The organism is Vogesella facilis (assembly GCF_042648525.1).
Lineage (GTDB): Bacteria > Pseudomonadota > Gammaproteobacteria > Burkholderiales > Chromobacteriaceae > Vogesella > Vogesella facilis.
In genome coordinates, this window is record NZ_JBHRXN010000004.1 from 1 (window position 1) to 23,004 (window position 23,004).

Genomic DNA, 23,004 nt, shown 5'->3' on the forward strand with positions numbered 1-23,004 from the left:
AAACGGGCTATCGCCGGTAGAGTTTGAGAAGCAATATTTCCAACGGCTCAAGAGTGTCTAGAGAAGCTGGGGCGATTCACTGATCCGCAGCAAAGTAGCCTTTGCTGAGGGCGTATCCAGCCTTTGCAACCATGGTGGATGTCTTGCCGGAACCCGCCGATGCGACCAACAGTACCCGGTTATCGAAACTGACAACGGCCCTTGCCTGCTCGTCGGTCAAGGGGGATTTTTCGACTTGTTCAAAAAACGATCTGGATTCTTGTAATTCCTTGGTCAGGTGGTTCTCATTGATACCATCTGCCAAATCCTCAAAGTCATGCCGCCAAAGATCAACATCGGCCTTTAATGCTTGAGGCTGCTTCTCAAGATAGGCTGTCACTTCCGGCACAGCCAACAGCACATCAAGTCCTTGTGGTTTGCTGAGATTAATATCTCTTTTGAATTCGTGCGTCAGCCAGCCTTTTATTTTGAGCTGTACCTTACAGGCTGCTCGGGTCTTCCCTGCCCATCGGGATACCAGTTGCACTGATTGACCAAACTCTTTAAGTTGCTCAGCAACACGCTGTCGATGACGAAGCGCTTTAATGGCCCCTGCCACTGCTTGAGCCATCTCCTTCGCAGCAACATTCGGAATGCCGTCAAGCAGGAGGGAGGGCAACTCGACTAAAGGCATCTTAATCGTCGCCCAGAACAATCCAGGTCTAACTTCAAGGCTTTCGAGTGAGATAACACTCCCTTCCCGCTTTATATCACCAGCCTGTAGCGAAAACCCCTCTCCTTCCAGCGTAAAAACCCAATCAATTGCCGAAGTGAATAATTTCCCTGCCGGTGTTGGCTGCCAAATTCGCGGTATATCCGACTTGTTCAATGCTTCCACTTCAGGCTTGCCCTTCGCTCAGGTGAACCATTGCTTCGAAGTGCTTCGGATCATTCAAGCTAATTAGTTGAAGCACATCTTTCAGTACAGCCTGAGTCTCTGCGAGGATACTTGGGTCATGGTCAGGCTGAGCAACGGCATCTCCATGAGAAAAGGTGTGCAAGAATCGCAATACACGAGTCTTCATACCCGTGTCACCAGCGACTAGCTGGAGCTTTTTGTAAAGATCACCAGAGTAGCCCGGCACTCTATACGCTAGGAATGCCTCAAGTAGCCGACGCGCCATATTCGGCATGCTGTAGTACTGTTCTAAACCATCACCTCGATCGAGCCGAGTTAGATCGTAGACTCTCTTGAACAAGTAGTGATACTCAGACTCAAAGTCGGTCAAGAATGGATCAAGCATCTCTAGCTTCGCGGCCCGCTGCCCATCTAAAAGCACCGATGACAGAGAGAAGAACCGAGCAGGTTTCTCCTTTTTCCCCTGTTTTCCCCACTTGTTCACGCTATCGAACCAATTTCGGACTTGCCGGAAGAACGTAAAGTTGTGTGTGAGAATAAATAGTTGCTTCGCGCTCGCAGTGCGCTCTTTCAGGAACCCGAAAGCGCTGAAAAGAGAGTTTGAGTCGAGACTAGACACAGGGTCGTCGATTACCACGATGCCATCTTCAAGAGCAAAGTCGGTTCCCTGTAGGGATTTCAGAAAATACATAAATGCAACGGCCGTTCGTTCACCATCGCTCAGGTGCATCGCTGGATGACCATTACGAACGATACGGTAGCCGTTATGTTCGGCCACAAGCTTCAGCTCTGAACGTCCTAGGTATCCGGCAAGTTCGGCATTCAGCTCATCTGCGGGTCGATGGTGATGTCGTATCTCGACATCCAGGGCTGCAATCTCTGTTTCAAGCTCTCGGGCCCTTTTCTGAGCAGCATCACAAACAGATTCACCCTCAACAACTGCCCTGCTCTTTTCTTTCCAACCCTCTAAGGCAGCCAGTATCTCATCCTGGGCTAGCGCATCCCTTGCAGCATTAACAGACGTGTCAAATGACGAGGTTAGGACATTGTGCTTGGCAATCGTTGCATTAAGGCGCTTCAGCTCCTGAGCGCCTGCAAAAGAGGCGATGAAAGGAGTTCCATCCGCAGCGAGAGCGATCAATGACAAGACAAACTGGGCCAGACCTTCGCCCTGTCCAACGCGCTGCAACCAGGTAGATAGTTCGATCTGTTTGAACGGGTCCTCCAGCTTAGCAAGCAATGCACGTCTGAGCGCATCTAATGCTCCCTGAAGTGTTTTGGAGTGCTTCCGCAAGTCGTTCAGAGCTGAGGCGTACTCAGCTTGTAATGCCTCATACAGCGCTTCAACAGGTGGCGCAGAAAAGCTATTTCCAAATGCAGCTGCTTGCTCAACTTCATTCAGCAGGGCACTGACCTGCTGTTTCAATCGCTTAAATTCATCGTTAAAGTGGGCTTCAATCTGGGCGATACGATTTGCTGGTAAGGGTTGATCACAGAATCGACAGGTTTCAGTTGACCGCTTTCCACTATGAAGCGCTAAACCTTCGCCAACCCAGCCGGCTACTGCTTGATCGGTCGCGAGATCGTCCAGAACTGTTGAGACTACCGAGGCGCGAAGCAGAGACGCAGTCCTAGCACGAAGACTTACGAGGTCCGGAAATTTGACTGCTACTTCCTGTAGAGCAGGTAATGCCTTACTTTCACGCACCTTCAAATGAGTGTCGCGCTCTTCTTCCGTCAACCGCGCAGGCAGGGTTGCGAGGCCCGCTAGTTGCTGGATCTGCTGTTTGAACGGTCTGGCGTCGTAATTGTTATAAGGGCCGCCACCAGCGACAGTTAGCATCAGGCGTATACTTTTGGCTTGCTCGGTGCAATAAGCCTCTAGCGACTGAGTGGAAATCTTTAAATCAGACAGTTGCTCAGTTTCGATTGTCTTTTGCTCGTCTAGCTGCTCTCTGAGCTCCTCAATCCGCCGCTGCTTCTCTACGCTATCCTCGCCGAAATAGTAAACAGGCGGCAGATGGGTTTCGCTAGATTCGAATACCGCCCGCCCAACAAAATCACGATTGAAGACCCGCACATTGGGAACAGGCTCTGCTCCCAAGGCCGCACCATTGACTACCCTGTCGCCGAAGACGAAATCGACACGCCCCTCTCTGATTGGCTGTCTCTTCTCGAGATGACGCAGGATGGTCGACAGTGTTGTTTTGCCCGCACCATTCCAACCATAGATAACATTGAACCGGCCAAAATCATGCAAGTCTGCGGGCCAATTGAAGTCTCGAAATATTCGGAAACCTTTAATTTTGCCGATCCGGTTTAATGTCATTGCTTTCCCCTGCCGCCATAAATCCACCAGCCAGACACCACCGCCTAAGACGTTATAGCGCCCCAGCTGACCGAAGCTGCTTTATACGCTCGTTGTAACTGTCAATCAGACAATTCCGGTCTAGACATAAATTTCTTACTTTCTTTCGCCAATCAGCCTGGGATATTTTAATTGTTTGTACATCTGCACCTGAACGGCTTTGGAGTTGCTTAAATAGCCGGACCATCTCGATATCTAGCCCTGCGAGCTCTTGGTCTGAACAGATTAGTTTTTCGTACCATTGATCGGCTTTGCCACAATTGAAGCTTGGCAAGACGGTATGTTCCACTGCGTAAGGCGCAATATAAAGCCCCGATTGTCTTAGTAGAGTCAGCGCCCCCTCCGTAATACGCAGCAACCCATTTTGTTCAACTGCCCATCCATAGCGAAGAAGCACATCGTTGATATAGAGGCTTCTGGTTTCGGGAGCTTTGATTGTGTTGGACCAACGTGCATCGAAGACGTCCTTCCGGACAGCGTAGTTTTGCAGAGCAGCCAGATCTCTTAGCATTTCTACGCTCAAAGGGTGTGCACTGCGAAAGTACCAGAACTGCCACGATCGTAGCGATTGCTCGGCATCAGCTAATTTTGCCTCAAGACTCAATGCCGCCTGTCTCTGCTGCTCGCGCCCGATTATTTCTCGCTTTAGAACGTCAAGGGCGGCAGGGTCGCTATTGTTAATAGTAATTTGCGCAGATGGGCCACTGTTCGTGGGGAGCGCGCCAATCACGCCACCCGCTATAGCAATCCCACCTGGCGCAATAGCAGTATTAGAAGGTGCCGGTGAAGATTCTGTCTTATAGAGACTAGCAAATGCTGGCCAGAGCTGAATTCCCCCAAATATCGCTGCTGCAATTGTTGCGATGAACATCGCTTTCTTTTGTTGAGATGGCGAAAACACTCTTCACTGCCCTTTGGATAAAATTAAAACATAGAGATGGTCTAAAAGCCCCATCCAACCCTGCAAACTATTTCCACTCCATCTCTCGCTAATTCAACCATGTGCAAGTCGATGCCCATCTCCGATCTAGAGCAACCGCCAAAAAGAAACAGCACTTCCGCGAGATGTTTCTGGCTGAAATGTCTCGGTAATGACATGAAATCAGCTCGAAGAGGTAATAAACTCATTTATCCCAGAACCAGCTACGGCTATCTCCCTGAGTGCCCTGCCAAAACTACACCGAGAACTGCATCATCGGAATGAAAGTCGTACAAGAAGATCGGTCATGTTCGTACCCAATCAGACTACAAAAAGACTTAAACACTGTGCCGTCAACGGCTCTACCCTGTTACGGGCTACCCAACCTAAGCTTCTGGTTGCGACCCCTTGCTGATATGCCCACCGAGCTATGCGTATGGAGCAAGTGTTGTCAGTCACAAAGCCCAAACCATCCAATAGCCCACTCATCTCCGCTCCCTGTCGCTGCAAACGATGCAGCCAGGTTTCGAGATGGTGCTCACCGGCAAGCATGTCGCGCTTGCCGTTGTTACAGCCCTGGTGGGCTAGAACAAAGTTGTGTGCGGTATCCCGTGGATAGCGGGCCCAAGGAATGAAGTGGTCGACTTCGGCACGCTGATCGATTTTTTCTTTGCAGTAGAAACACCGATGGTCCTGTAGTGGGGCAAGGACTTTTGCCACATCAGCCAGCGCAGATCGCGCAGCCCCGAACATAAAGGTTTCCAAATCATCAATCTGACCTAGCATCGGCGTATTGAGCTTGTTGCTGCGGATGTGCTCGACCCAACCGGCCCTACCAAGTTGCTGTATCAGACCTTGATAACGGCGTAGGTTGAACGCCACGCCCGGCTTGAGACGAACAACACCACGTGGGCAGGGGTAGTCATACAGGAAGGGTTCGTGTGTGCCGCCAAGGACTTGCAGATGACGCAAGGGCATCGTGCGCACAGTACCAGCCACCGCTAGGATAGTTGCCGGCCATTCAGGAAGACGCTGCGCCACGCTGAGTTTGCCGCCTGATTGCTGATAGAGCGCCTGTAAATGCTGAATAACTACCGCTTGAGTACCGTGGTTCTGATGGAGAACAGCGGTTGTGGTATGGGGTAGGCCTGAGCCGTATTCGGCAAGTTGACGCCAATACAGCTCGGCAAACTTCTCGCCGACCCGCAGCATGGGCAGATCCATGGCATTGCCTGAGTCATCACCGCACTCAACTGCTAGTTCTGCCAACGCAAGAAGTAAGGCAAATTTGTACGTCGCCGAGAACTCCCCTTCCGCGAATAGACGCTGTACCTGCTGAAGAAAGGCGATTTGTGCCTCTGCGCTGGGCTGGCTCATCGGGGGGACCAGTAATCGGCTTTTTCTGGAATGATCCAGCGGATGCCCCCCCGTGGATCATCACGATCACCTTGGTATCGCGGAATCAGGTGAATATGAAGATGTGGTACGGTTTGCCCTGCGGCAGCCCCGTCATTGATGCCTATGTTGTAGCCGTCAGCCTGGAGCTCTGAGTCTAGCTCGCATTTGGCTTCATCGATCAGCTCGAGCAAGGCCATTCGTTCTACATCTTCAAGCTCGAAGAAAGAGCCAATGTGACGCCTTGGGATAATCAATGTATGACCGGGCGAGATCGGGAAGCCATCCCGAATGGCAGTTCCATGTAAGTTGGACAGCAGAACTCGGTCATCCGCGAGGGTACAAAATGGACAGAGGATGTCAGACATATGCAAAGGCCAACCGCTTAATGACGTTAGCTTACGCCTTGGAGCAGGCTCTAGGCAACATCGTCGAAGATGCCGAGCATCCATGGCATTGTCCAACAGTCCTCCTAGCACACTTTCGCCGCGAAAGTCCCTACCAGCTGGCCTTGCCGCACGCCCCCCACCTGCATGAGCAACAGACTCCCCCGTATGTCACGTTGGAACAGTAACCGGCTTGTAATGACCATCCATCTTCTGGCATCCCTTGCCTCCCATCACTATGACAGCCACACAGCCCAACCTTGCCTCCGGTGACAGCTATGACCAATCACTGCCGCCGCCTCCCCTAACAACACCTCTTCGGAAATAATCTCCCACCTACAGCCGATCAAAACTGAGAAGCGTTCAAAATGAATTTTGGTAAATAAAATAATGATCCAGATCCTCGATTCGATGGCTTGACTTATTTTGAAACAATCAAAATCATTCAGAAATATTTCAACGTATATATTAATTTAATGCAACGAAGAAAACATGAAATACATCATTTTGTTCAAACAAAACCATTACAGATAGCCACATAAAAAAATAATTCTCCAATCCATTTGATATGCCAATGAATAGTGTCTAGTGTAAAGTAGCCATTAAGGATTGAGCGCTATGAAAACACCCGAGCAAGTCCGCGCCGAATTTTTACGGCGAGGCATCTCGATCAGTGAGTGGTCGCGTAAGAATGGTTACTCTGCTGCCCTCGTTTACCAAATATTACGAGGGGGAAAGTCATGCCTGCGTGGGCAAAGCCACGAAATCGCTGTGAAACTTGGCATCAAGCCAGGAATAGTCTGCGATATAGATGAATTCTCGGCAGAGCTTGCAGCAGAGGCCCTAAAGGAACCTGCTGCCTTGCTCGGCTAACCCTTATAACGGCCATAAAAATGAAAGGAGAGTTCCGATGATGCTCTAAACATCTGTACGTACGATGAATGAGCCCGGAAAAGCAAAGCCCCCAAGTTCGGTCAAAACAAGGGGGCTTTATGAAGTCGACTAGGTTTGAGGTCCAGTCAATTTCATTCTGGCTTTTCCCATGGGGGGAGTCAAGGACGATTTGTCCGGGGCGGCCCCCACTCATTCCCTGCATCTAAATTTGGCACCCGAGTGCTGAATGAACTGATTCAGAGGAAAAGCCATGCTCCACTACCGCAAATACAGTGCGACCTTTGCCCCCCCTTTTGCAGGCCGTCGTCCCACTGCGCAAGATCAGGCAACCGCCCTAAATCGGTCACGAGGCGAGCCTGTCACCCAGCCGCATCCCACCAGCCATGGCATGCCATTGGCACAAACACATGTATCCGTAGATATCAATCAGTTGGATCTGCTCGTAATTGATACCGTCACAAGTCAGTTGCTGCAGCCTGCTCAATTAACTGTGTTCTACCCCAACACAAGGCTGGCCCTGTTTGGCACCGTTCTCTGCTCAACACCGCCGTATCTTCGGCCACTCCGCACGGGAGGTGAGCAATCATGCTGATACCCTCCGTCCGCAAGATCCACAACCACAACAGCTCCAAAGTAATCGGGTGTTCCTATAGCTACAAAATGCAGGGACAGATCCAATGGGAAAGTACATTAGAACGAGACTGGCTACTTCATCTCGAAGCCAACCCATCGATTCGAGATATCTACAGTCAGCCGCAAACCTTCGATTACTGCCATGAAGGCATATGGCACCGCTACACCCCTGATTTCGAAGCTCGCTGGCATGAAAATATGCGCCTCCCGACGATGTATGAAGTCAAACCTCATGAAATCGCCATTCAGGAAGAGTTCAAGTCGGAAGCCAACAGCATACGGTTCAGCCTGGCTACACAGGGTTACGAGTACCTGGTGATCGATGACGAGACGATCTGCCAAGCCCCGTTGCTGCAAAACCTTAACTTCCTGAAGCACTACGCCGGCGTGTTTGTCACTCAGAAAGAAAGGCAACGGATCTTTGAGTACTTGACCAAGGTTGGGCCCAGCCGGATTGAGCTGATCGCCACGCTCCTAGGAGATAAGGGAGCGAACTTGGCCGTGCTCTATCGGCTGCTATGGGACGGATGGCTGGATTATGACAAGCAGAGTCAAGTGACGCCCTTCATACAAGTTCGCCTTTCAAGAGGAGAATTGTGATGGAAATCCCACTCAGAGAAGGATTTTCGGTCACTCTGTTCGGAAAGCCATTCCGAGTTCTGAATATATTGCCAGACAAGGCTGTCAGCCTACTGAACGAGCGAACCTCAGCTATCAAACAGCTCAGTTTTGTCGATATTGGTACCTATCGCCAGCAAGGCTCATTAAAAATCGTAGAAGGGCAGGACATTCTCTTCCGGGAGGATGGACTACCGCCCATTCCCGCAGCCCTACCCAATCATCACCGACAAGAACTACAGCGTCGTCTACGCTATGTACAGGCCATCCTGGAGCAAACCACAACATTCTCGAGACCCCATCAGGTCACTCCAATCACACAAGCCGTGAGTCAGCAGATCAAAGATAGCCACCCTCCCAGTGCCTCTTCTGCCTATCGATGGTGCCACGCGTACGTGAGTAGCGGAGAAGACATAATGTCGCTTGCCCCCAAAACGGCGAACTGTGGTCGACGTCACGGACAGGTACACCAAGATGTAATCGAGCTATTTTACGAAACCATTGATAGTTTCTATTTAACCCGTTCGCGCCACAGCCGACGACAGACTCATGATGAATTTGCCGATCGCATCATTGAAGCCAATCAACAGCGCCCTAAAAATGACTGGTTACGTCCAGTCAGCTACACGGGTTTCTGTAAATTGATCAACCGCCTACTTGACCCGTTTATAGTAATGGCGCGCCGATTTGGCGAAAAAATGGCTCGACGCCACTTCAGGACACGGCGGGCTGGTCCAATAGCCCTGTTTCCATTAGAACGAGTCGAAATCGACCATACCTGCTTAGATATCATAGTTGTCGACCCCATTACTAAGCAGCCTATCAAAAGACCTACCTGTACTGTTGCCATCGACAAAAGAACGCGGATGGTATGTGGTATCTACATAGACCTTGAGCCGCCCTCGTCCATCGCGGTATTGATGTGTCTTCGCCAAGCGGTATCGAGCAAGCAATCCATTCTGGACAGTCTCCCAAATGGCAAAAATTTTACCTGGCCAGTAGCGGGGCAGTTTCGCTTGATCTGTATGGACAATGGCCCTGAATTTCATGGCAAATCGCATAAACAATTTTGCGAGGATATGCGCGCCGACATGCAGTATTGCCCTCCGGGAAAGCCTTGGTATAAAGCTGGAGTTGAGCGTTTTCTTGGAACATTAAATCGCAGGTTGATTCACCAATTACCCGGCACTACATGGTCCAACATTGTGGAGCGAGGCGATTATCCTTCTGAAAAACTAGCGAGCCTGACACTGCATGAACTGCGAGAGCTAGTCTTTCGCTGGGTTGTCATAGATTACCACAACACCCGGCATAGTGAATTAGGTGAAACACCTCTTCAGTGCTGGAACCGGCTAATCAACGAACACCCTATTCCGCCCATGCCTACGAGTCTCAGTCTCGAAATTGAAACCGGCCTCACTTTCGAAAAAACCATCAGTAATGGCCGAATCAGCACCTCAGGCTTGATATACCACCATCCCTACCTGATCCATCTACAGAAAAGATTGCCAGCCAAACAGAAGATCATATTGCGGATAGACCCAGAAAATGTGGGCCAAGCTTACATTTATGACCCTATCAACAAGGCTTTGATCAAGTTGGAATGCCTTACAACCGGTATTGAGCCCGGCACAACTTGGCTTGAGTTCAAAAAGTCACGTAAAACCAGCGATACCGATGTCGTTGAAGACATGTCGCCCGATGCAGATACCCTGAGACAGGAGAAAGCAAAACTACGACGAGATGTTCACCAACGTCATCAAGAGGCAGAAAAGACGCTTCAGCAGCGCAAACGGTCGAAGGCCCCCGGCAAGAAGCCTCGTCAATCCAACGCGCAAATCCAAGATAATCCCGCCCCGCAGTCAGATTCATGGTCGGATGAATCGCTGGCAGCCGAATGGTTCATAGATCACTTAGACCTGAAAGGAGATCCGCGATGAGCCGAAGCTATGATGATATCCGTGCAAAGCTGCGTCTGATAAATGAAATCTGTGTTCACTACCCCGCGTTTAATTCGATATTGCGCGATATGGAACGCTGCCTTTCCGAGTCCGCCGATATGGCAGAACCGTTATGCATGATGGTCACTGGTGATACTGGGGTAGGGAAAAGTACCCTCATCAGTGCCCTCTATAAGACGAGACCCCCATCAACCACAAGTGATAGAGTCGAAGTTCCTATCTTAGTAGCGGAAGTACCCCTACCAGCGACAATTGGAGGCCTGATAGCCGCCCTGCTCGCTGGATTGGGAGCTCCCTTTCCAGAGAAAGGGACCATAGAATATAAACGCCGACGCTTAATAGAACTACTTGCACGCTGTCAGACATTGCTCGTCATCTTGGACGAGTTTCAGCACCTGGTAGAGCGTGGCACTCGCCAACGCATCGAAACCGTTGCAGATGCGCTGAAAACACTGATCAATCATTCGAGAATTCCCTTCGTTTTGGTCGGTATGCCAGCAGCCCGTTCGGTTTTGGAATATAGCCCCCAACTTTCTGGCCGGTTTCCTATCCGTCGAGAAATTATTCCATTTAACTGGCTTGATCGGCCATTAGACTTTGAACGCTTGTTGGAGTGTTTCGAAAAATCTCTTCCATTTGAAAAATCAAGCGGGTTTACCGATGAAAGCATACCAGCCAGGTTTTTTCTGGCAACTGGTGGTAACTTCCGAGCATTTGTCACGCTAGTGCGTGATGCCTCTCGCTCGGCGTTATTACAGGACTGTGCCTGCATAGAGCGGGAGCAGTTAGCCTGCAGCTATGACAAATTGTTAGCCAAAAATCGACGACTCAGGGCGAACCCATTCCGGGAAACTGACAAGGCCATCGAGCACTGGGTAACCAATCTTAAGGAGCCGCGATAATGGCACTGCCCCATACATTACAACTGACAAACCCATACACACTGCTTTTTCGGCCTGCCCCTACAGAAAATGAGAGCCTTGCTGGATATCTTCTTCGGCTAGCCGAGGCCAACTGCCTAGGATCTGTCCGAGAGGTGCTAGCACTACTGAATCAATCAAGCCAAGACGTCGGCCAACCATCGCTGATCCCTCAATTCAGCGTTTACTCATTGGAGTCGTTAAGTCAAAGCCTTGGCCATCCAGTTGAAGCATTCCGTGGCAAGATATTGCCTCTCGATGTTCGGATAGGTCGCACGCGACGATTTACATTTGCAAATGCGATATGGCCGCTAGACATTTTGCGATACAAGACTCGTGCATGGTGTCCACTCTGTTTGAAGGAAAAAAACTTTCATGACGCTCAATGGGATTGGCGGATTGTAACCTGGTGTCCTCATCATCAAATCTTACTGATGGAAAGATGTCCTGGCTGTCAGCAGCCTGTGTACTGGAGAAGCACGAAGTTGAAATTCTGCGCTTGTGGTTACTGTCTATGCGATGCTCAAACAATATTGGTGGAGAGGGTGCCACAAATTGAGCGCATCGCATCTTTGCAAAAAACAGCGATTCTTCGATGGTTAACACTAATATTAATTTCAATCAACGATGGACTACACCGCCTAGACACCAAGACACTGGCCGTTAAAGAATTACCAGTACTCCATGAAATAGTCGCTACAATCACGCCAAATGACCTGCACGAGCCATGTGCTTTCCAAAAAGCACTGATCTCCATCATTGAGCAGCGATATAAACGCTACCCTGCCCTTGGCCCTCGCTTTTCGACATGCCCTATACTAATGGGTCTAAATATTGACATTCAGTTTGATAACGAACTGAAAACTATCGCAACAAACTGGCTGCAATCAAAATCACCGCCACCAAAATTGAAGGCAACTGACTTTAAATGCACTGAGGACACGCCACTTTCACTTGAAGTCCTTGCCCATACACTTAATGTGTCCAAGCATATTATTCGAGGCCTTCTGAAAAAAAGGGTGCTTGAACCCATCTGCCACGCCAATACAGTGAACCCCAATAAAAACAAAATGATCAGCGCATCCAGTCTAGCCAGGCTACAATCTGCGTTAACAAACACCTCTCACACAAAAGAATTAACCCGCATAATTAATTTTAAAAAACTTAGTGGAAACTCATCAAAGTATTTAATACTTCTTCGTAGCCTATTGTTAGGGACAACTCGAGCCGAATCATTCAATGCAAGTATCGGACTACCCAGCTTAATTATTAAAACCCCAGCCATCGACACTAAACCATCTGGCATTCTCACCGTCAACAATGTTGCTCAATCACTTGGTATTTATGTAGATGCAATTTACCAAGTCGTTGCAACAGGTCTATTGCCTTCTTATAGAGATGGTAAGAAAAAAATAAGAATTGATCCTACAGATTTAATAACGTTCCGCTCAAAATATGTATTCATTCGCGAAATTGCTCAAAAATTTAACTGCAATCCAACAAATCTGGCTGATAAGCTGATGTCTGCTGGCCTTAAACCGGTCCATGGCCCAACTGTCGACGGCGGGCTCGTTTATATCTTTCGACGCGATGAAGCTGAACAGATTGGCCTGCAAAAAATTGTACTAAGCACAGATTATAAGAGCAGATGCGGACGTGGCCATATTTTATCGTCAATTCGTACAGATCCAGGCATTCTCTCTTCTACGCAAGCCTGTGCCTTCCTAAAAATAAATCCACAACAATTAGCAAAGATATGCCAGGCCGGTTTACTTAAAGCCACTTTTCCTATTGAATATCCGAGGAAACATCATTTTCACAAAAAAGAATTGCAGGATTACATGGCCAGGTTTATTGAAAACCCAAGATTAATTCCATTAGAAAAAGCCCAGCAGCAAGCGGGTTTATCTAGGCTAATTTTTAGGAGACTCATAATAAACACGGGACTTGTCAATATTGTGAGCGATGGAATAAGGCAGTACTGCCACGACGCACAGTTAAATAATGCGATACAGACACTCTCTGGAGTAGTCACCCCAATGCAGCTATCAAAATTAACCGGGCTCAGTGTGGCAACAATCCGCAACGAAGCTCGCCATGGCTATCTCGCCGAAAAGTCGATCCAACTTGGAAAAGGAAAACATGGTTTACTATTCCCAAAAGAAGTTATCGAAATAATAAAGATAAATAAAAAGTCAAAAATACTGCATCATTGAGAAAATATCAACTTGAAAAACCACGCTTTCTCTAAGCGCCATTGAATCGTTGGAAATATTGACTTTCGAACAATTCCGATGATAGCCACCATTCTAAACCATGCCAGGGCAATTAAATATATCGCAGCACACTTAATCCCGTTCGCGATATACTTTCCGCTTGATGGGCTCCCGCTACCATGTTACTGAGGTAGTTTCCCTGCTTACTCATGCAGGGCATGAAGTGACGTGCGTTCAGGAGGCCTGGCCAGTCGTAGCTACTGAACTAGCCCCCTGATTGGACTTGCAGATTCCGGTGCAGCTGACCACCTATGCCGGCAAGAGCTGACCATTTCGGGCAAGCAATGCTGGTGCTGATGCTGCTCCATATCCAGTCATCAAGGCTTAGTAGCTGCTGGGTGTTCGCCCAGCTAGTTGCTACTGCTCTGCGGTGCGATTAGTGGCGTATCTGTGCGACCACTTTGCTCCGGGATCTGCCGATGGAGCGCTGTACCAGATAGCAGTCATTCACACTGGAGTCCGGAAGGGCAATGGCCGCTTTCGAGAAGCTATTGCCAATGCGTACTGTCGGCCAGAAGCGGTCCGTGAGTTGCGCTACCCAAACCAGTCGTTTGTGTATCCAATCCCCTTGGGAAAAATGATTCACCAGCTTATATGGCAAAGATGCCGCCCACTTCACGTTAGGCGATAGGAATATCCATGCTCCAAAGTCACTTCTCCGCTATCGAGAAAACAATCTTGGCAATCTCTGAAGTCGCAAGCAATACTGGGCACAATCTTCATCGAGGAACGCCACGCGAGGTGTTCATCAAGGAGTTTCTTGAGAATCATCTCAGCGAAAAACTGGGTATTGGCTCAGGAGAAATAATTGATGCAGACTCCAAGCCAAGAGAGCCACGAAATCAAATTGATATTGTCATTTACCGAAAGGAATACCCTAGACTGACTATCGGAGGTGGCATTACGGCATTTCTTGCTGAATCTGTAGTAGCCATAATTGAGGTCAAATCAGTTTTGAATGAAGCAGCAATCGAACAAGTAGTTGGTGCAGCAAAGGCTGTCAAAAAATTAAACCGCTCTTTCGAAACTTGCTTTGAAACCGGTCACGAAAAACCAGGAATATTGAGTTATGTGATTGCCTATGAAGGCCCTGCATCACACGAGACCATTGCCGACTGGTTGAACAGAGCTCATGGCAGTCACCAAATAGTTCTCCCGCATCTTCCTGCGAATCATAACGACTGCCAACGCACTGCCTGGCCAAGCATAGACGGAATTTTTGTTCTAGGGAGAGGGTTTATGCAGGCGGACACGTCTGCAATTACATACATAACTGATAAAACTCGCATGCAACATGACAGCCGACAATGGGTTTGGTGTGGGTCGAAAGATGGAAATTTGCTTGTGTTATTCATGCTACTTACACAAGCCGCCAGCGCACTTGAGGGAAGGTGGCTTTTCGGACGCCCTTATATCGAACGCTTTGCCGTGGATGATGTTTCCCTCGTAAGCAACATATCTAGTAAATAAAAAACTGAACCTGATGGCGCCAGCCGGGTATTTCAAATATCGAACGTCTGTTTTTTCATGTGGGCAATTCCGCTTTGGGTCGTTAGCACGCGTTCGCCCAAGAGAGCCGCCGTTCGGCTGCCTGATCACGGCAACGTCAGCTAACTGCTGCATTGCTGTCGCACCGGACTACCACCATCAACGGCCGCAATGGCCGACCTGCTGCCTTCCCACCTGGAGCAGCGGCAGGTCGTCGGCCAAAGCAGCCGACCATGCTCTTGTGCTAGCATGGCTGCTATATCATCATTTTGCTGGCGTATGTGGGCGGATTTCATAGGGTTCTTCTCTCTCACACGGGCGTTCAAATCAATTGGGAGTTCCGCTTGATATTTTCCCAATACATCATGCTCGAAAAGGTGCCGGGTTCGGTCGATCCGCTTGGCTTTCTCAAGCCTTCCTCGGCCCTTGCTGACAAGTTATTTCGGCAGTTCACGGTACTTTCGAACCATCCTGCGTATCACGGCTTTCTCTGCTGCGCCTATGACTATCTGCGGCGCGCGGGCGTGGCGCCCGGCCAGCGCGACTTTTCGCGGCGATTCCGTGACCTCGAGATTCTCTGGGGACTGATCAACGTATGGGAACGCCCGCCCGATCCAGCGGGCAGGGACGGCAAAGGCGGTCAGCAGGGCGAAGTGGCTGCGGCCGCGGTATCCATCCTCAATGTGACCAAGTTCAAGCCGCTGCTCCAAGAGGGCGATCTCTCGCTACCCGGCGCCCGGTCATTCTTGCCACTCTACCAACGATTAAATTACGGCACACTCGGTCACTATTCGAGTCCGTCGATGTTCTGGGGCCTGCTCGATGCAAAAGGCGTGAATCTGACGCCGGTGGGCCAAAGACTGGCCGAAGCCTGGCGCCGGCGCGGCAATCTCGACTTCGATGATCTTCTCAGGCAATGGGATGCGGGAAAACAGGCCACTGAAATTCCCGGTTTCGACCGTGCAGTAGGACTTTTCCCGATCGCCGGGCTGCCGTCGGCAGGCGAAAAGGCGGTGTGGCTCGACTTGATCGAGGAGTACTGTCGCACTCATCGCGATACTCGCCAGCTATGGGAGTCGCCCTTGTCTCTAGGCGATCTCGGCCTTTATGCCGGCGGTAACGGCTCCGACGACGTGGAACGTGCGAGGCAGCGGGCGAGCTTTTTCCCGACGGCGATCGAGCATTGGCAGGGGGAGCCTGAACTGACGAACCGGTTGCGCCTAGCTGACGGATTCGAGATGCTGGCAGCAGTTGCTCAGGCGATTCTCGACTGGGAATACGTTCTCCGCCTCGACGAGACACGCCCCAATCTTCCGGTTGACGTCGGGATCCCCGAAGTGCTGTTCGAACTGGCAAAGCGTCTGGCTGAACCCTATCTGGCATTGCCGGGTGCTGTGCAGCCGGGCACCCTGTTCGAGTCGATGGCAACAGCGAAATCGGCAGGCTATCTAGTAACCGCGGTTCTCGAGCACCACGCCAGCCATCAGAAGAGTAAGGGTGCGATGGCCTATATCGATGGCGAGCATGTCGCGGTAAGGGACAAGGTCGACGTTAATGATTTCGCCCGATTTATCGCTGCGATCTCGGCCAATCCGTCCGATCTTCCGCATCGGCTGCGCTGGCGCTATCGGCGTGACTGGCACTTCCTTCGGGCCGAAACCTGGCGGCGCTACGCCAACGGGGTGCGCCCATGACCGCCCCGAGCTACCGTAGCTTCAGGGATATCACTGCCGAGATTTTTTCCCGACGCAAAGAGGATCCCATCAGGCATATCCTCGTCCTGACCTACGAGTTCGACGACCAGCAATTGCAGAACCTGGTCTGCGGCAACGACTTGGAAACCGACTTCGAACTCCGGCAGGCACAACTGAAGGTACTATGTGACATCCGGCCGGTGGTGATCTACGACTCTCGGAAGACGCCCGAAGCGCCGAAGCTTCCGCAATTTCTGGAACTTCATCCGTGGAAGTCCGGGGCTTGGTCTTGCCACCATTCGAAGGCCTACCTGATTGTCACCACGACGCGCGTGCACCTAGTGCTTGGCTCGTTCAACCTCACTTTCACCGGCCTGTTCAGGAACCGCGAGGTCTTTGACTATTTCTGCTGGGGAGGCGGCGCGTCGGATGAGATTCAGCAATCTGATCCACGTTTGCTTTGGGAGTGGGCCGACTTCTTGAGGCGCTTCTGTCTGGCAAGGGTGCGCGAGTCGTCGCATTCCGCCCTGCTAACGATCGTCGAGGCGCTTGACGAGCGGCTGTTGGCGATGCCCGTGCCAACTACTGTGCCAGTCGAACACCTGGTGGTTTCGGGGTATGCCGAGGCTGGTGCGGATTCACGCCTGGCCGGGCTGGATCAGCTGGTGCAGCGCTGGGCAGAGTTCTTCCCCGGTGAACTGCCGTTTGCCGCACTGGCCGTATCGCCGTTCTTCGACCTTCAAGCCGGGACGGGCGACGGCGGATTCGCCGCGGCGCTCAAGTCGCGCTTTCCGTCGATCGAGCGACTAAGCTTAGTGACCTCGGAGCTGGCGGCCAGGGACTTGTCCAGGCGGCACTTTGGTGGTGTCAATCGTGGTGAGTTGTTTCTCGTCCCCGAACTCGTTCCGGAAGAGGAACGCAAGAGCCTGGCGACCGACTCGGGGGGGCAGGGAAATTCGCTCAATGGGGCCGAGATTCGCCGCAAGCTGCACGCCAAACTGCTCATCCTGGAGGGCAAATCGGGCTGCATGGTCTATCTCGGCAGCGCCAATTTCAGCACCAAGGCATGGCTGGGGGCAAACTTCGAGCTCGGCTTGGTTCGCCGTGTGGAACCGGCCGACAAGTTGCGCGAAAGCATCCTCCACGGGATCCGCGCGCGGCCGGAAGACCACTACGCGACGCTCCCGGAAACGATCCCGGTCGCTGCGTCGCCGCTGGCCGATGACGAGGGCTATTCAGAGGACGGCTACTTCCCCGGCTTCGTCGAGATGGTTTCGCTCCAACCCGGGACAGAGCCCGAGCACTTTCGCTTCGTCTTCGAACTGGTGGAGGCCGGCAATAGAGCGGATACCGGAACTCTCGACGACTATGAGATTTCCTGGGGGGGCGTCCGTCTGCAACCAAGATGGACAAATGGCTCGGAGAGCCTGTCGCAGAACCTGCCCAGACGCGAATTTAGCCAGCTGCTCGTCGGCGGGCGGAATCTATGCTTAAAGCATCGCTTGTATCGCGAACATGCCTATTACCTGCCGTTCCAGTATCACGGCGAGCTCGTCGCCGAGCGCGAATCGTTTGTGCATCCGACGAGCTGGGACTGGATGTCCTACTACCTGAATCCCGGGAGTAGTACGGCAGGCGTCGGTACGCCGGGCGAGTTCGTACCCGGTGAAGCGTCGGGCGAAGACCTTCCAGACAGTAGTTTTTTCGCGGTCGAGCGCGAGAAGAACCCGGTGATCGCGATGCAGGCCTACCTCTCGCAGTTTTCGCGTGTCGAGCGCGAGTTTGCTGCGCGGCGGCGGAGAATCGATTCGCTGCCCGCAGAACAGCGAATCGCCGAACTTCGCGGGCACGTGGCAGAGCCGTTAGCGGCGCTATCGCGCATCCTGTTGCGCGAGGTACCTGCCGATGTCACACGACAGGCCGGCAGCCTGGACAGTTCGGCGTTCAAGCTGGGTGAGCTGTTGCTGTTGGCAAGACGATTGGCTAAAGGTCTGCCTCCACCGGAGGCCGCGCTGTTCGAGGCCTGGATACGGCCTGTTGTCGCCTTATTGCGCGGCTTGTCCGGCGCTACGACGGCGCCCGCAAAGGAACGGCCGGACGGCCGCCTGCTTGGGGATTATGTCGCCTTCGTGCTTGAAGGAGAAGGAAGATGAAAGTACGCAAGCTGGATGAGATTCTCCGAACCGAGACTCATGATCCGTCAATCCAGGCCGATTGGGATCGTCAGTTGCAGACGGCAGATGCGATCAACGAGCGCTTCGGCAAGGGATTCCGGACCGTCCTGCTCGCCGACGAGGTCGGCATGGGCAAGACTTATGTCGCGTTGGCTGCGATGGCGCAGCATGTATTCCAGACCGACGCGAACGACCGCAGGGTGATGCTGGTCGTGCCACCCAACAGCATTCTCCGGACGAAGTGGGAGCAGGAAATTCGGTCGTTCAACAAGAACTACCTGCGCCCCTTCGCCACCGAAGCCGACATCGGCGCGGGCGGCGGTCAGCGGAAGCAACTGCGACCACTGCTGATTTCGGATTACTGGGACCTGGTCGGCAATCTGCATGACTACGGCAATCAGCCGCAGTCTTACGTGACCGAATCGAGCCTCAGGTGTTTTGCCTATGTTGTTAAGAAATGGGCAGACAGGACGCGCCGATCACGCAAACGATATCGGCAGTGGGAAGAGGCCAATGGCCTCAATGAAATTGAGCCGGATTACTTGGATTTCTGCTCGCGGATTTCACCGCAGGCTGTCGAGGAGTTCCTCGACGAATGCAACGGCTCGAATGACCGCCTGCGCCGGCTACTCGATGAATCCGCGGAGCGCGGCAGCGAGATAAAGCGCCTGCTCAAGGAGTTCGGTTCGCGTCAGGACCTTTTCGAACCGAATGTTTTCGTGCTCGGAATGGGTGCCCTGAGACGTCAGTCGCGACGCGATAACGAGCGTACCCAGCTGTTCAATACCTTCATTACCGCCCGAGCCCTGGCCGGGCGATGGGCCAAGACCGTCGAGGCTGCACTGAAATTCCTGTCGGACACCGCGCTGCTGCCTCATGTCCCCCATGAGCGATGGGCGAAATATTTCGAGCGTCTCATGAGCTACAGAAATGTCGACCTGTGGGGGATGAAATCGGCGGTTGATCGAGCACTGGCGGCGAATAACAGAAAGGAAGAATTGCTTGGTCTGCTGCGGGAAGCGAGCGACGCAGAGGCGGCGATCAAGTGTTTGCGCACGATTGGCATGGAGGCCGTCGCCCTGAAGATGGCCGAGGCCGGAATCGGCCTTGCGGTGGTTGATGAAGTCCACAACTGGAAGAACGGCGGCAACGGAGCTGAGCGCTTCCAGAATCAGTTCGCGCCCTTCATTGAGCGGAAACTGATCATGTCGGCGACCCCTTTTCAGATTCACGAGGGAGAACTGGAACGAGTTTTCCAATATGCCAGCGGTAGCATACACTGTTCCGAAATGGACGAGGCCGACCGTTCGATCGCAGCGATTTCGGATCTGTTGCGAGACGGAGGGGCTGCCGCTTCCTGCCTTGCCGCCAGTTGGGATTTTCTCCAGGCCTGGAAGCGGCTCATGCCGGAACAGGCCAAGCGGCTAGCCGACGCTTTTCCGGCAGAGACCGCCGCGGAGAGCATCGCGACCATCCTGCAAGACGAACTGTCACACGCCGCCGCTGGTGGACTTGCCGATTTCGCGCAGGCCACACTACGCTATCGGACGTCGATTGTCGAATTGCGTGCCCGGCTTTTCGAGTTCATCGTACGGCACACAAAACAGAGGGACAAGCGCCATTTTCATGCCGGTTGCGAGTTCCGCACGATCGGGCGTGATCCCATCGATGCGGCACATGAACGACGCACGCTCTACAAAGTGCCCGGATACGGCGATTCGGCCAATACGGTGGCGAATTTCCTCGCCATGCGTCTCGACCAGATGGTGCGTGCCGACCTCGATGGCCCGGGAGAGGAGAAGAATGCTCACGTCCTGCTCGGACTGACTTCGAGCAACGCGGCTTTCCGTGAGAGCAACGACCACTTGAAGCAGTCCGGCGCCCTTTCGGACGATACCCGTGCATATCTTGGATTTTTCAATCGGGCGATGCAGCATCGTGTGCACCCTAAAGTCGAGGCGACGGTTTCGCGAGCCTTCGAGAATTGGCGACGAGGGCTCAAGACCCTGATCTTCTGCGAACGCTACGCGACCCTCGACGAAATCGGCGAGCTGCTCAATCAGCGCATTCTCGAAGCCTTACTTCGCGGCGGCGATGCCCGGTCGTTAGTATCTGTGCTGGATGATGCAAGTGCCGCCAGGCGAGGCGAGGAATTCGTCGTTCGGAGTCGCAAGGTGCTGATGAAGGAACACCTGCTCGTCGACCTCTACTGGGCTCGTTCGCTACTCGCCAACTTGCCACCTGAAAGCGTCATCGGGATACCAGGCCTGATACGCGACGAACTTGCCGCCTTGGCGGCGAGCGTTCGCAACATTCAGCAGCAGCTCGGTACCAGGCTGAGTCCGAGGTCGATGGCCAAGCTCGTGGACCTCGTCCTTCTTCGGCGTCTGCTCGATGTCATCGGCGATCGAAAGCTAGCCAATATCGCCGCCAGAATGGCTAAGCTGCTCGACGGCGCCGAGACCGGCAAGTTCTCTGGGAACACGTCGGCACTGAAGATCTACCTGCGGATCAAGGGAGGCGAGGCCGCCGATCTCATCGAGGTCGACGATGATGCCCATGAAGACATTGGCATGGACTCAGTCGAAACCGTGCTACTGGCGGTTCTCGGTCATGGCGATGGCGGCGGTTCGTCTGCCCCGGCGAACATCTGGCACGACCCAGCTGACGACGGCGTGTTCCACGTTAGGCTCTGGGAACTGATGGGCCAAGAGTTTGCGCGGCTCGGCGACGATTCGGCGGAACTCTTGATGCTCCAGATTCCACAGGGTTTCCAGAAGGTTCTTCTACGGCCGGATCTGGTGCCGCGACTCCGGCGGCGCGAGGGCGGCGTTGTTGCTGCCTTGCGAACGATGACAATTGCCTCCGAAACTAGTCTTGGTGCGAACCTCTCGACGCCCTGGGACCGCGTCGGCGAATACCTGACGGCACTCCTAGAGGCCGAAGGCAGTCTCAACCGCAAGGCCGTTCAGAGTTCGAAGCGTCAGAGTCTGTGGAAGGGTGTGTTCCTGACCGAAAGCTGGCTGGTAGCCGAACTGAGTGGCGGCGTGAATGGTGACACCCGAGTCAATCGCTGCGCCGCGTTCAATAGCCCTTTGGTACCGGATATCCTCGTTTGTACGGCGATCGGATCCGAAGGGATCGATCTACACCGCTACTGCGCCGACGTGATCCACCATGACCTTCCATGGAATCCTGCGAAGCTCGAGCAGCGGATAGGTCGAGTCGACCGGGTTGGCTCTCTTGCCGAGAGCCAGAACTTGCAGATTTATGTCGGCATTCCCTTTCTCGCGCATGCCTATGAAAAATTTCAGTACGAAGTGCTACACGCACGGGCGCAAAAGTTCGAAGTCCTAATGGGCCGGCTCGAATTTCCCAGTGACGTGCCCGACGAAGAAGAACTCGACGACGAAGGCTCGACGCGGAAGGTGCTGGATGCCGAATCGGCTGGGACGACCGACGAGGTGTCGGCGGGCGACACGGATGTGCCACCTCTTCCTGATCTTCTGCTCGATTTCCTGAAAATAGACTTGTCCGTCGCAGCATCAGGCGATTACCGAACGGATGCCATAGAGTCTTAACTGTCGCGCTAGGTTCATGACGTATGCGGCTGATGCACCATCATGTCAAAGGAAAATTGAGCGACAAGTTTAATTTTCGCTCGTTTTCGAGTCCGCTTCAGTGAGATCCAGATTGCTAAACCCAAGTTGTGAATGGCAAGATTTTGATCTGTGATCCACGAAATTTAATGCATTTGCTATCTACTGGCAGTAGATCAGTAGCAGTTGTCCCCGTGCAATCGGCCTAACGATCACTTCGGCTGAGCTATTGCCTTTGGGGAGAAGGGGAATTCAGGTTTACTTTGTTGCCTGCCGTTGACCCTTTGATAGTTTTTTTGCCTGTCAATCGAGCCCCCCGCCACATACTGCATAGGGCGTACGTGTCTGCAACAAAGTAGGTAAGCAAACGGCAGTGCCTTGGTCAACTTCAAGCGGCACGGTGATCAATCCGCAGCATCGCCAGCAAACAACGCTAGCACCTCCGATTTTGACTGGCATCGCCCCCTCTCTACAGCTCCCACTCTCTGCCGATACGTAACTGCATCAATCCGCACATAACCTGCAGCGAAAACAACTCGAGCACCACCCAAATACAGTACTCCTCATGTATGCGGACAGCCCCTCCCCCAGATCATTTCAACCTTTGGCTGTAACAACCAGAAATTTCAATCTTTGCCTGTATTACTGATCAAACTTTTCACAACTAAACCCGCATAAGTCATTGAGTTTTAAGGAACGTTATTTTCAAGCTTTGGCTACTCTGACATCATTATATTGACATTTAGATATGCAAAAGGCACACTCTGGAGTGTGCTTTTTT

General features: G+C 52.3%; 14 protein-coding genes. 9 read left to right on the plus strand and 5 right to left on the minus strand.

Features of this window, described 5'->3' with window-relative positions:
- Positions 1–76 precede the first annotated feature (76 nt).
- The 5 genes from ACFOLG_RS01775 to ACFOLG_RS01795 form a co-directional block, all read right to left on the minus strand.
- Positions 77–877, minus strand: coding sequence for a UvrD-helicase domain-containing protein (locus ACFOLG_RS01775; RefSeq protein WP_386087758.1), 801 nt, complete (start codon positions 875–877; stop codon positions 77–79).
- Position 878: 1 nt separating this feature from the next.
- Positions 879–3,227: an AAA family ATPase gene (locus ACFOLG_RS01780; protein WP_386087760.1), complete on the minus strand. Its 2,349-nt coding sequence runs from the start codon at positions 3,225–3,227 to the stop codon at positions 879–881.
- 52 nt (positions 3,228–3,279) lie between these two features.
- Positions 3,280–4,137, minus strand: a complete 858-nt coding sequence (locus ACFOLG_RS01785; protein ID WP_386087762.1) for a lysozyme inhibitor LprI family protein — start codon at positions 4,135–4,137, stop codon at positions 3,280–3,282.
- Between the two features lie 369 nt (positions 4,138–4,506).
- On the minus strand, positions 4,507–5,562 hold the full coding sequence (locus ACFOLG_RS01790; protein WP_386087764.1) for an HNH endonuclease: 1,056 nt from the start codon (positions 5,560–5,562) through the stop codon (positions 4,507–4,509).
- The gene (locus tag ACFOLG_RS01795; protein ID WP_386087766.1) at positions 5,559–5,948 is read right to left on the minus strand and encodes an HIT family protein; all 390 of its coding nucleotides are present in this window, start codon (positions 5,946–5,948) and stop codon (positions 5,559–5,561) included. The genes ACFOLG_RS01790 and ACFOLG_RS01795 overlap by 4 nt, the downstream gene beginning before the upstream one ends.
- Before the next feature lie 636 nt (positions 5,949–6,584).
- On the opposite strand from ACFOLG_RS01795, the gene ACFOLG_RS01800 reads away from it, so the two are divergent.
- The 9 genes from ACFOLG_RS01800 (at position 6,585) to ACFOLG_RS01840 (ending at position 22,205) form a co-directional block, all read left to right on the plus strand.
- Positions 6,585–6,839 carry a DNA-binding protein gene (locus ACFOLG_RS01800; protein WP_386087768.1) on the plus strand — a complete coding sequence of 85 codons (255 nt, stop codon included), beginning with the start codon at positions 6,585–6,587 and terminating at the stop codon, positions 6,837–6,839.
- Positions 6,840–7,445: 606 nt separating this feature from the next.
- Entirely contained in the window at positions 7,446–8,093 is a 648-nt protein-coding gene (locus tag ACFOLG_RS01805) for a TnsA endonuclease N-terminal domain-containing protein (protein WP_386087770.1), read from the plus strand.
- Positions 8,093–10,051 (plus strand): Mu transposase C-terminal domain-containing protein, encoded by a 1,959-nt coding sequence (locus tag ACFOLG_RS01810; RefSeq protein WP_386087772.1) that lies wholly within the window; start codon positions 8,093–8,095, stop codon positions 10,049–10,051. Before ACFOLG_RS01805 ends, ACFOLG_RS01810 begins: the two co-directional genes overlap by 1 nt.
- The gene (locus tag ACFOLG_RS01815) at positions 10,048–10,974 is read left to right on the plus strand and encodes a TniB family NTP-binding protein (RefSeq protein WP_386087774.1); all 927 of its coding nucleotides are present in this window, start codon (positions 10,048–10,050) and stop codon (positions 10,972–10,974) included. Before ACFOLG_RS01810 ends, ACFOLG_RS01815 begins: the two co-directional genes overlap by 4 nt.
- Positions 10,974–13,208 carry a TniQ family protein gene (locus tag ACFOLG_RS01820; protein ID WP_386087776.1) on the plus strand — a complete coding sequence of 745 codons (2,235 nt, stop codon included), beginning with the start codon at positions 10,974–10,976 and terminating at the stop codon, positions 13,206–13,208. Before ACFOLG_RS01815 ends, ACFOLG_RS01820 begins: the two co-directional genes overlap by 1 nt.
- A 699-nt stretch (positions 13,209–13,907) precedes the next feature.
- Complete coding sequence (locus ACFOLG_RS01825) at positions 13,908–14,738, plus strand: DUF6602 domain-containing protein (RefSeq protein ID WP_386087778.1); 831 nt, start codon at positions 13,908–13,910, stop codon at positions 14,736–14,738.
- Positions 14,739–15,100: 362 nt separating this feature from the next.
- Positions 15,101–16,450: a hypothetical protein gene (locus tag ACFOLG_RS01830; RefSeq protein WP_386087780.1), complete on the plus strand. Its 1,350-nt coding sequence runs from the start codon at positions 15,101–15,103 to the stop codon at positions 16,448–16,450.
- The gene (locus ACFOLG_RS01835) at positions 16,447–18,603 is read left to right on the plus strand and encodes a hypothetical protein (protein WP_386087782.1); all 2,157 of its coding nucleotides are present in this window, start codon (positions 16,447–16,449) and stop codon (positions 18,601–18,603) included. Before ACFOLG_RS01830 ends, ACFOLG_RS01835 begins: the two co-directional genes overlap by 4 nt.
- Entirely contained in the window at positions 18,600–22,205 is a 3,606-nt protein-coding gene (locus ACFOLG_RS01840) for a helicase-related protein (protein WP_386087784.1), read from the plus strand. The genes ACFOLG_RS01835 and ACFOLG_RS01840 overlap by 4 nt, the downstream gene beginning before the upstream one ends.
- Positions 22,206–23,004: the final 799 nt, after the last annotated feature.

Excerpts from the sequence above, each read along its gene's own strand:
- ACFOLG_RS01810 (WP_386087772.1), top strand. The coding sequence starts at position 8,093 with ATGGAAATCCCACTCAGAGAAGGATTTTCGGTCACTCTGTTCGGAAAG.
- ACFOLG_RS01790 (WP_386087764.1), bottom strand. The coding sequence starts at position 5,562 with ATGAGCCAGCCCAGCGCAGAGGCACAAATCGCCTTTCTTCAGCAGGTA.
- ACFOLG_RS01820 (WP_386087776.1), top strand. The coding sequence starts at position 10,974 with ATGGCACTGCCCCATACATTACAACTGACAAACCCATACACACTGCTT.
- ACFOLG_RS01840 (WP_386087784.1), top strand. The coding sequence starts at position 18,600 with ATGAAAGTACGCAAGCTGGATGAGATTCTCCGAACCGAGACTCATGAT.
- ACFOLG_RS01825 (WP_386087778.1), top strand. The coding sequence starts at position 13,908 with ATGCTCCAAAGTCACTTCTCCGCTATCGAGAAAACAATCTTGGCAATC.
- ACFOLG_RS01795 (WP_386087766.1), bottom strand. The coding sequence starts at position 5,948 with ATGTCTGACATCCTCTGTCCATTTTGTACCCTCGCGGATGACCGAGTT.
- ACFOLG_RS01780 (WP_386087760.1), bottom strand. The coding sequence starts at position 3,227 with ATGACATTAAACCGGATCGGCAAAATTAAAGGTTTCCGAATATTTCGA.
- ACFOLG_RS01805 (WP_386087770.1), top strand. The coding sequence starts at position 7,446 with ATGCTGATACCCTCCGTCCGCAAGATCCACAACCACAACAGCTCCAAA.
- ACFOLG_RS01835 (WP_386087782.1), top strand. The coding sequence starts at position 16,447 with ATGACCGCCCCGAGCTACCGTAGCTTCAGGGATATCACTGCCGAGATT.
- ACFOLG_RS01785 (WP_386087762.1), bottom strand. The coding sequence starts at position 4,137 with ATGTTCATCGCAACAATTGCAGCAGCGATATTTGGGGGAATTCAGCTC.
- ACFOLG_RS01800 (WP_386087768.1), top strand. The coding sequence starts at position 6,585 with ATGAAAACACCCGAGCAAGTCCGCGCCGAATTTTTACGGCGAGGCATC.
- ACFOLG_RS01815 (WP_386087774.1), top strand. The coding sequence starts at position 10,048 with ATGAGCCGAAGCTATGATGATATCCGTGCAAAGCTGCGTCTGATAAAT.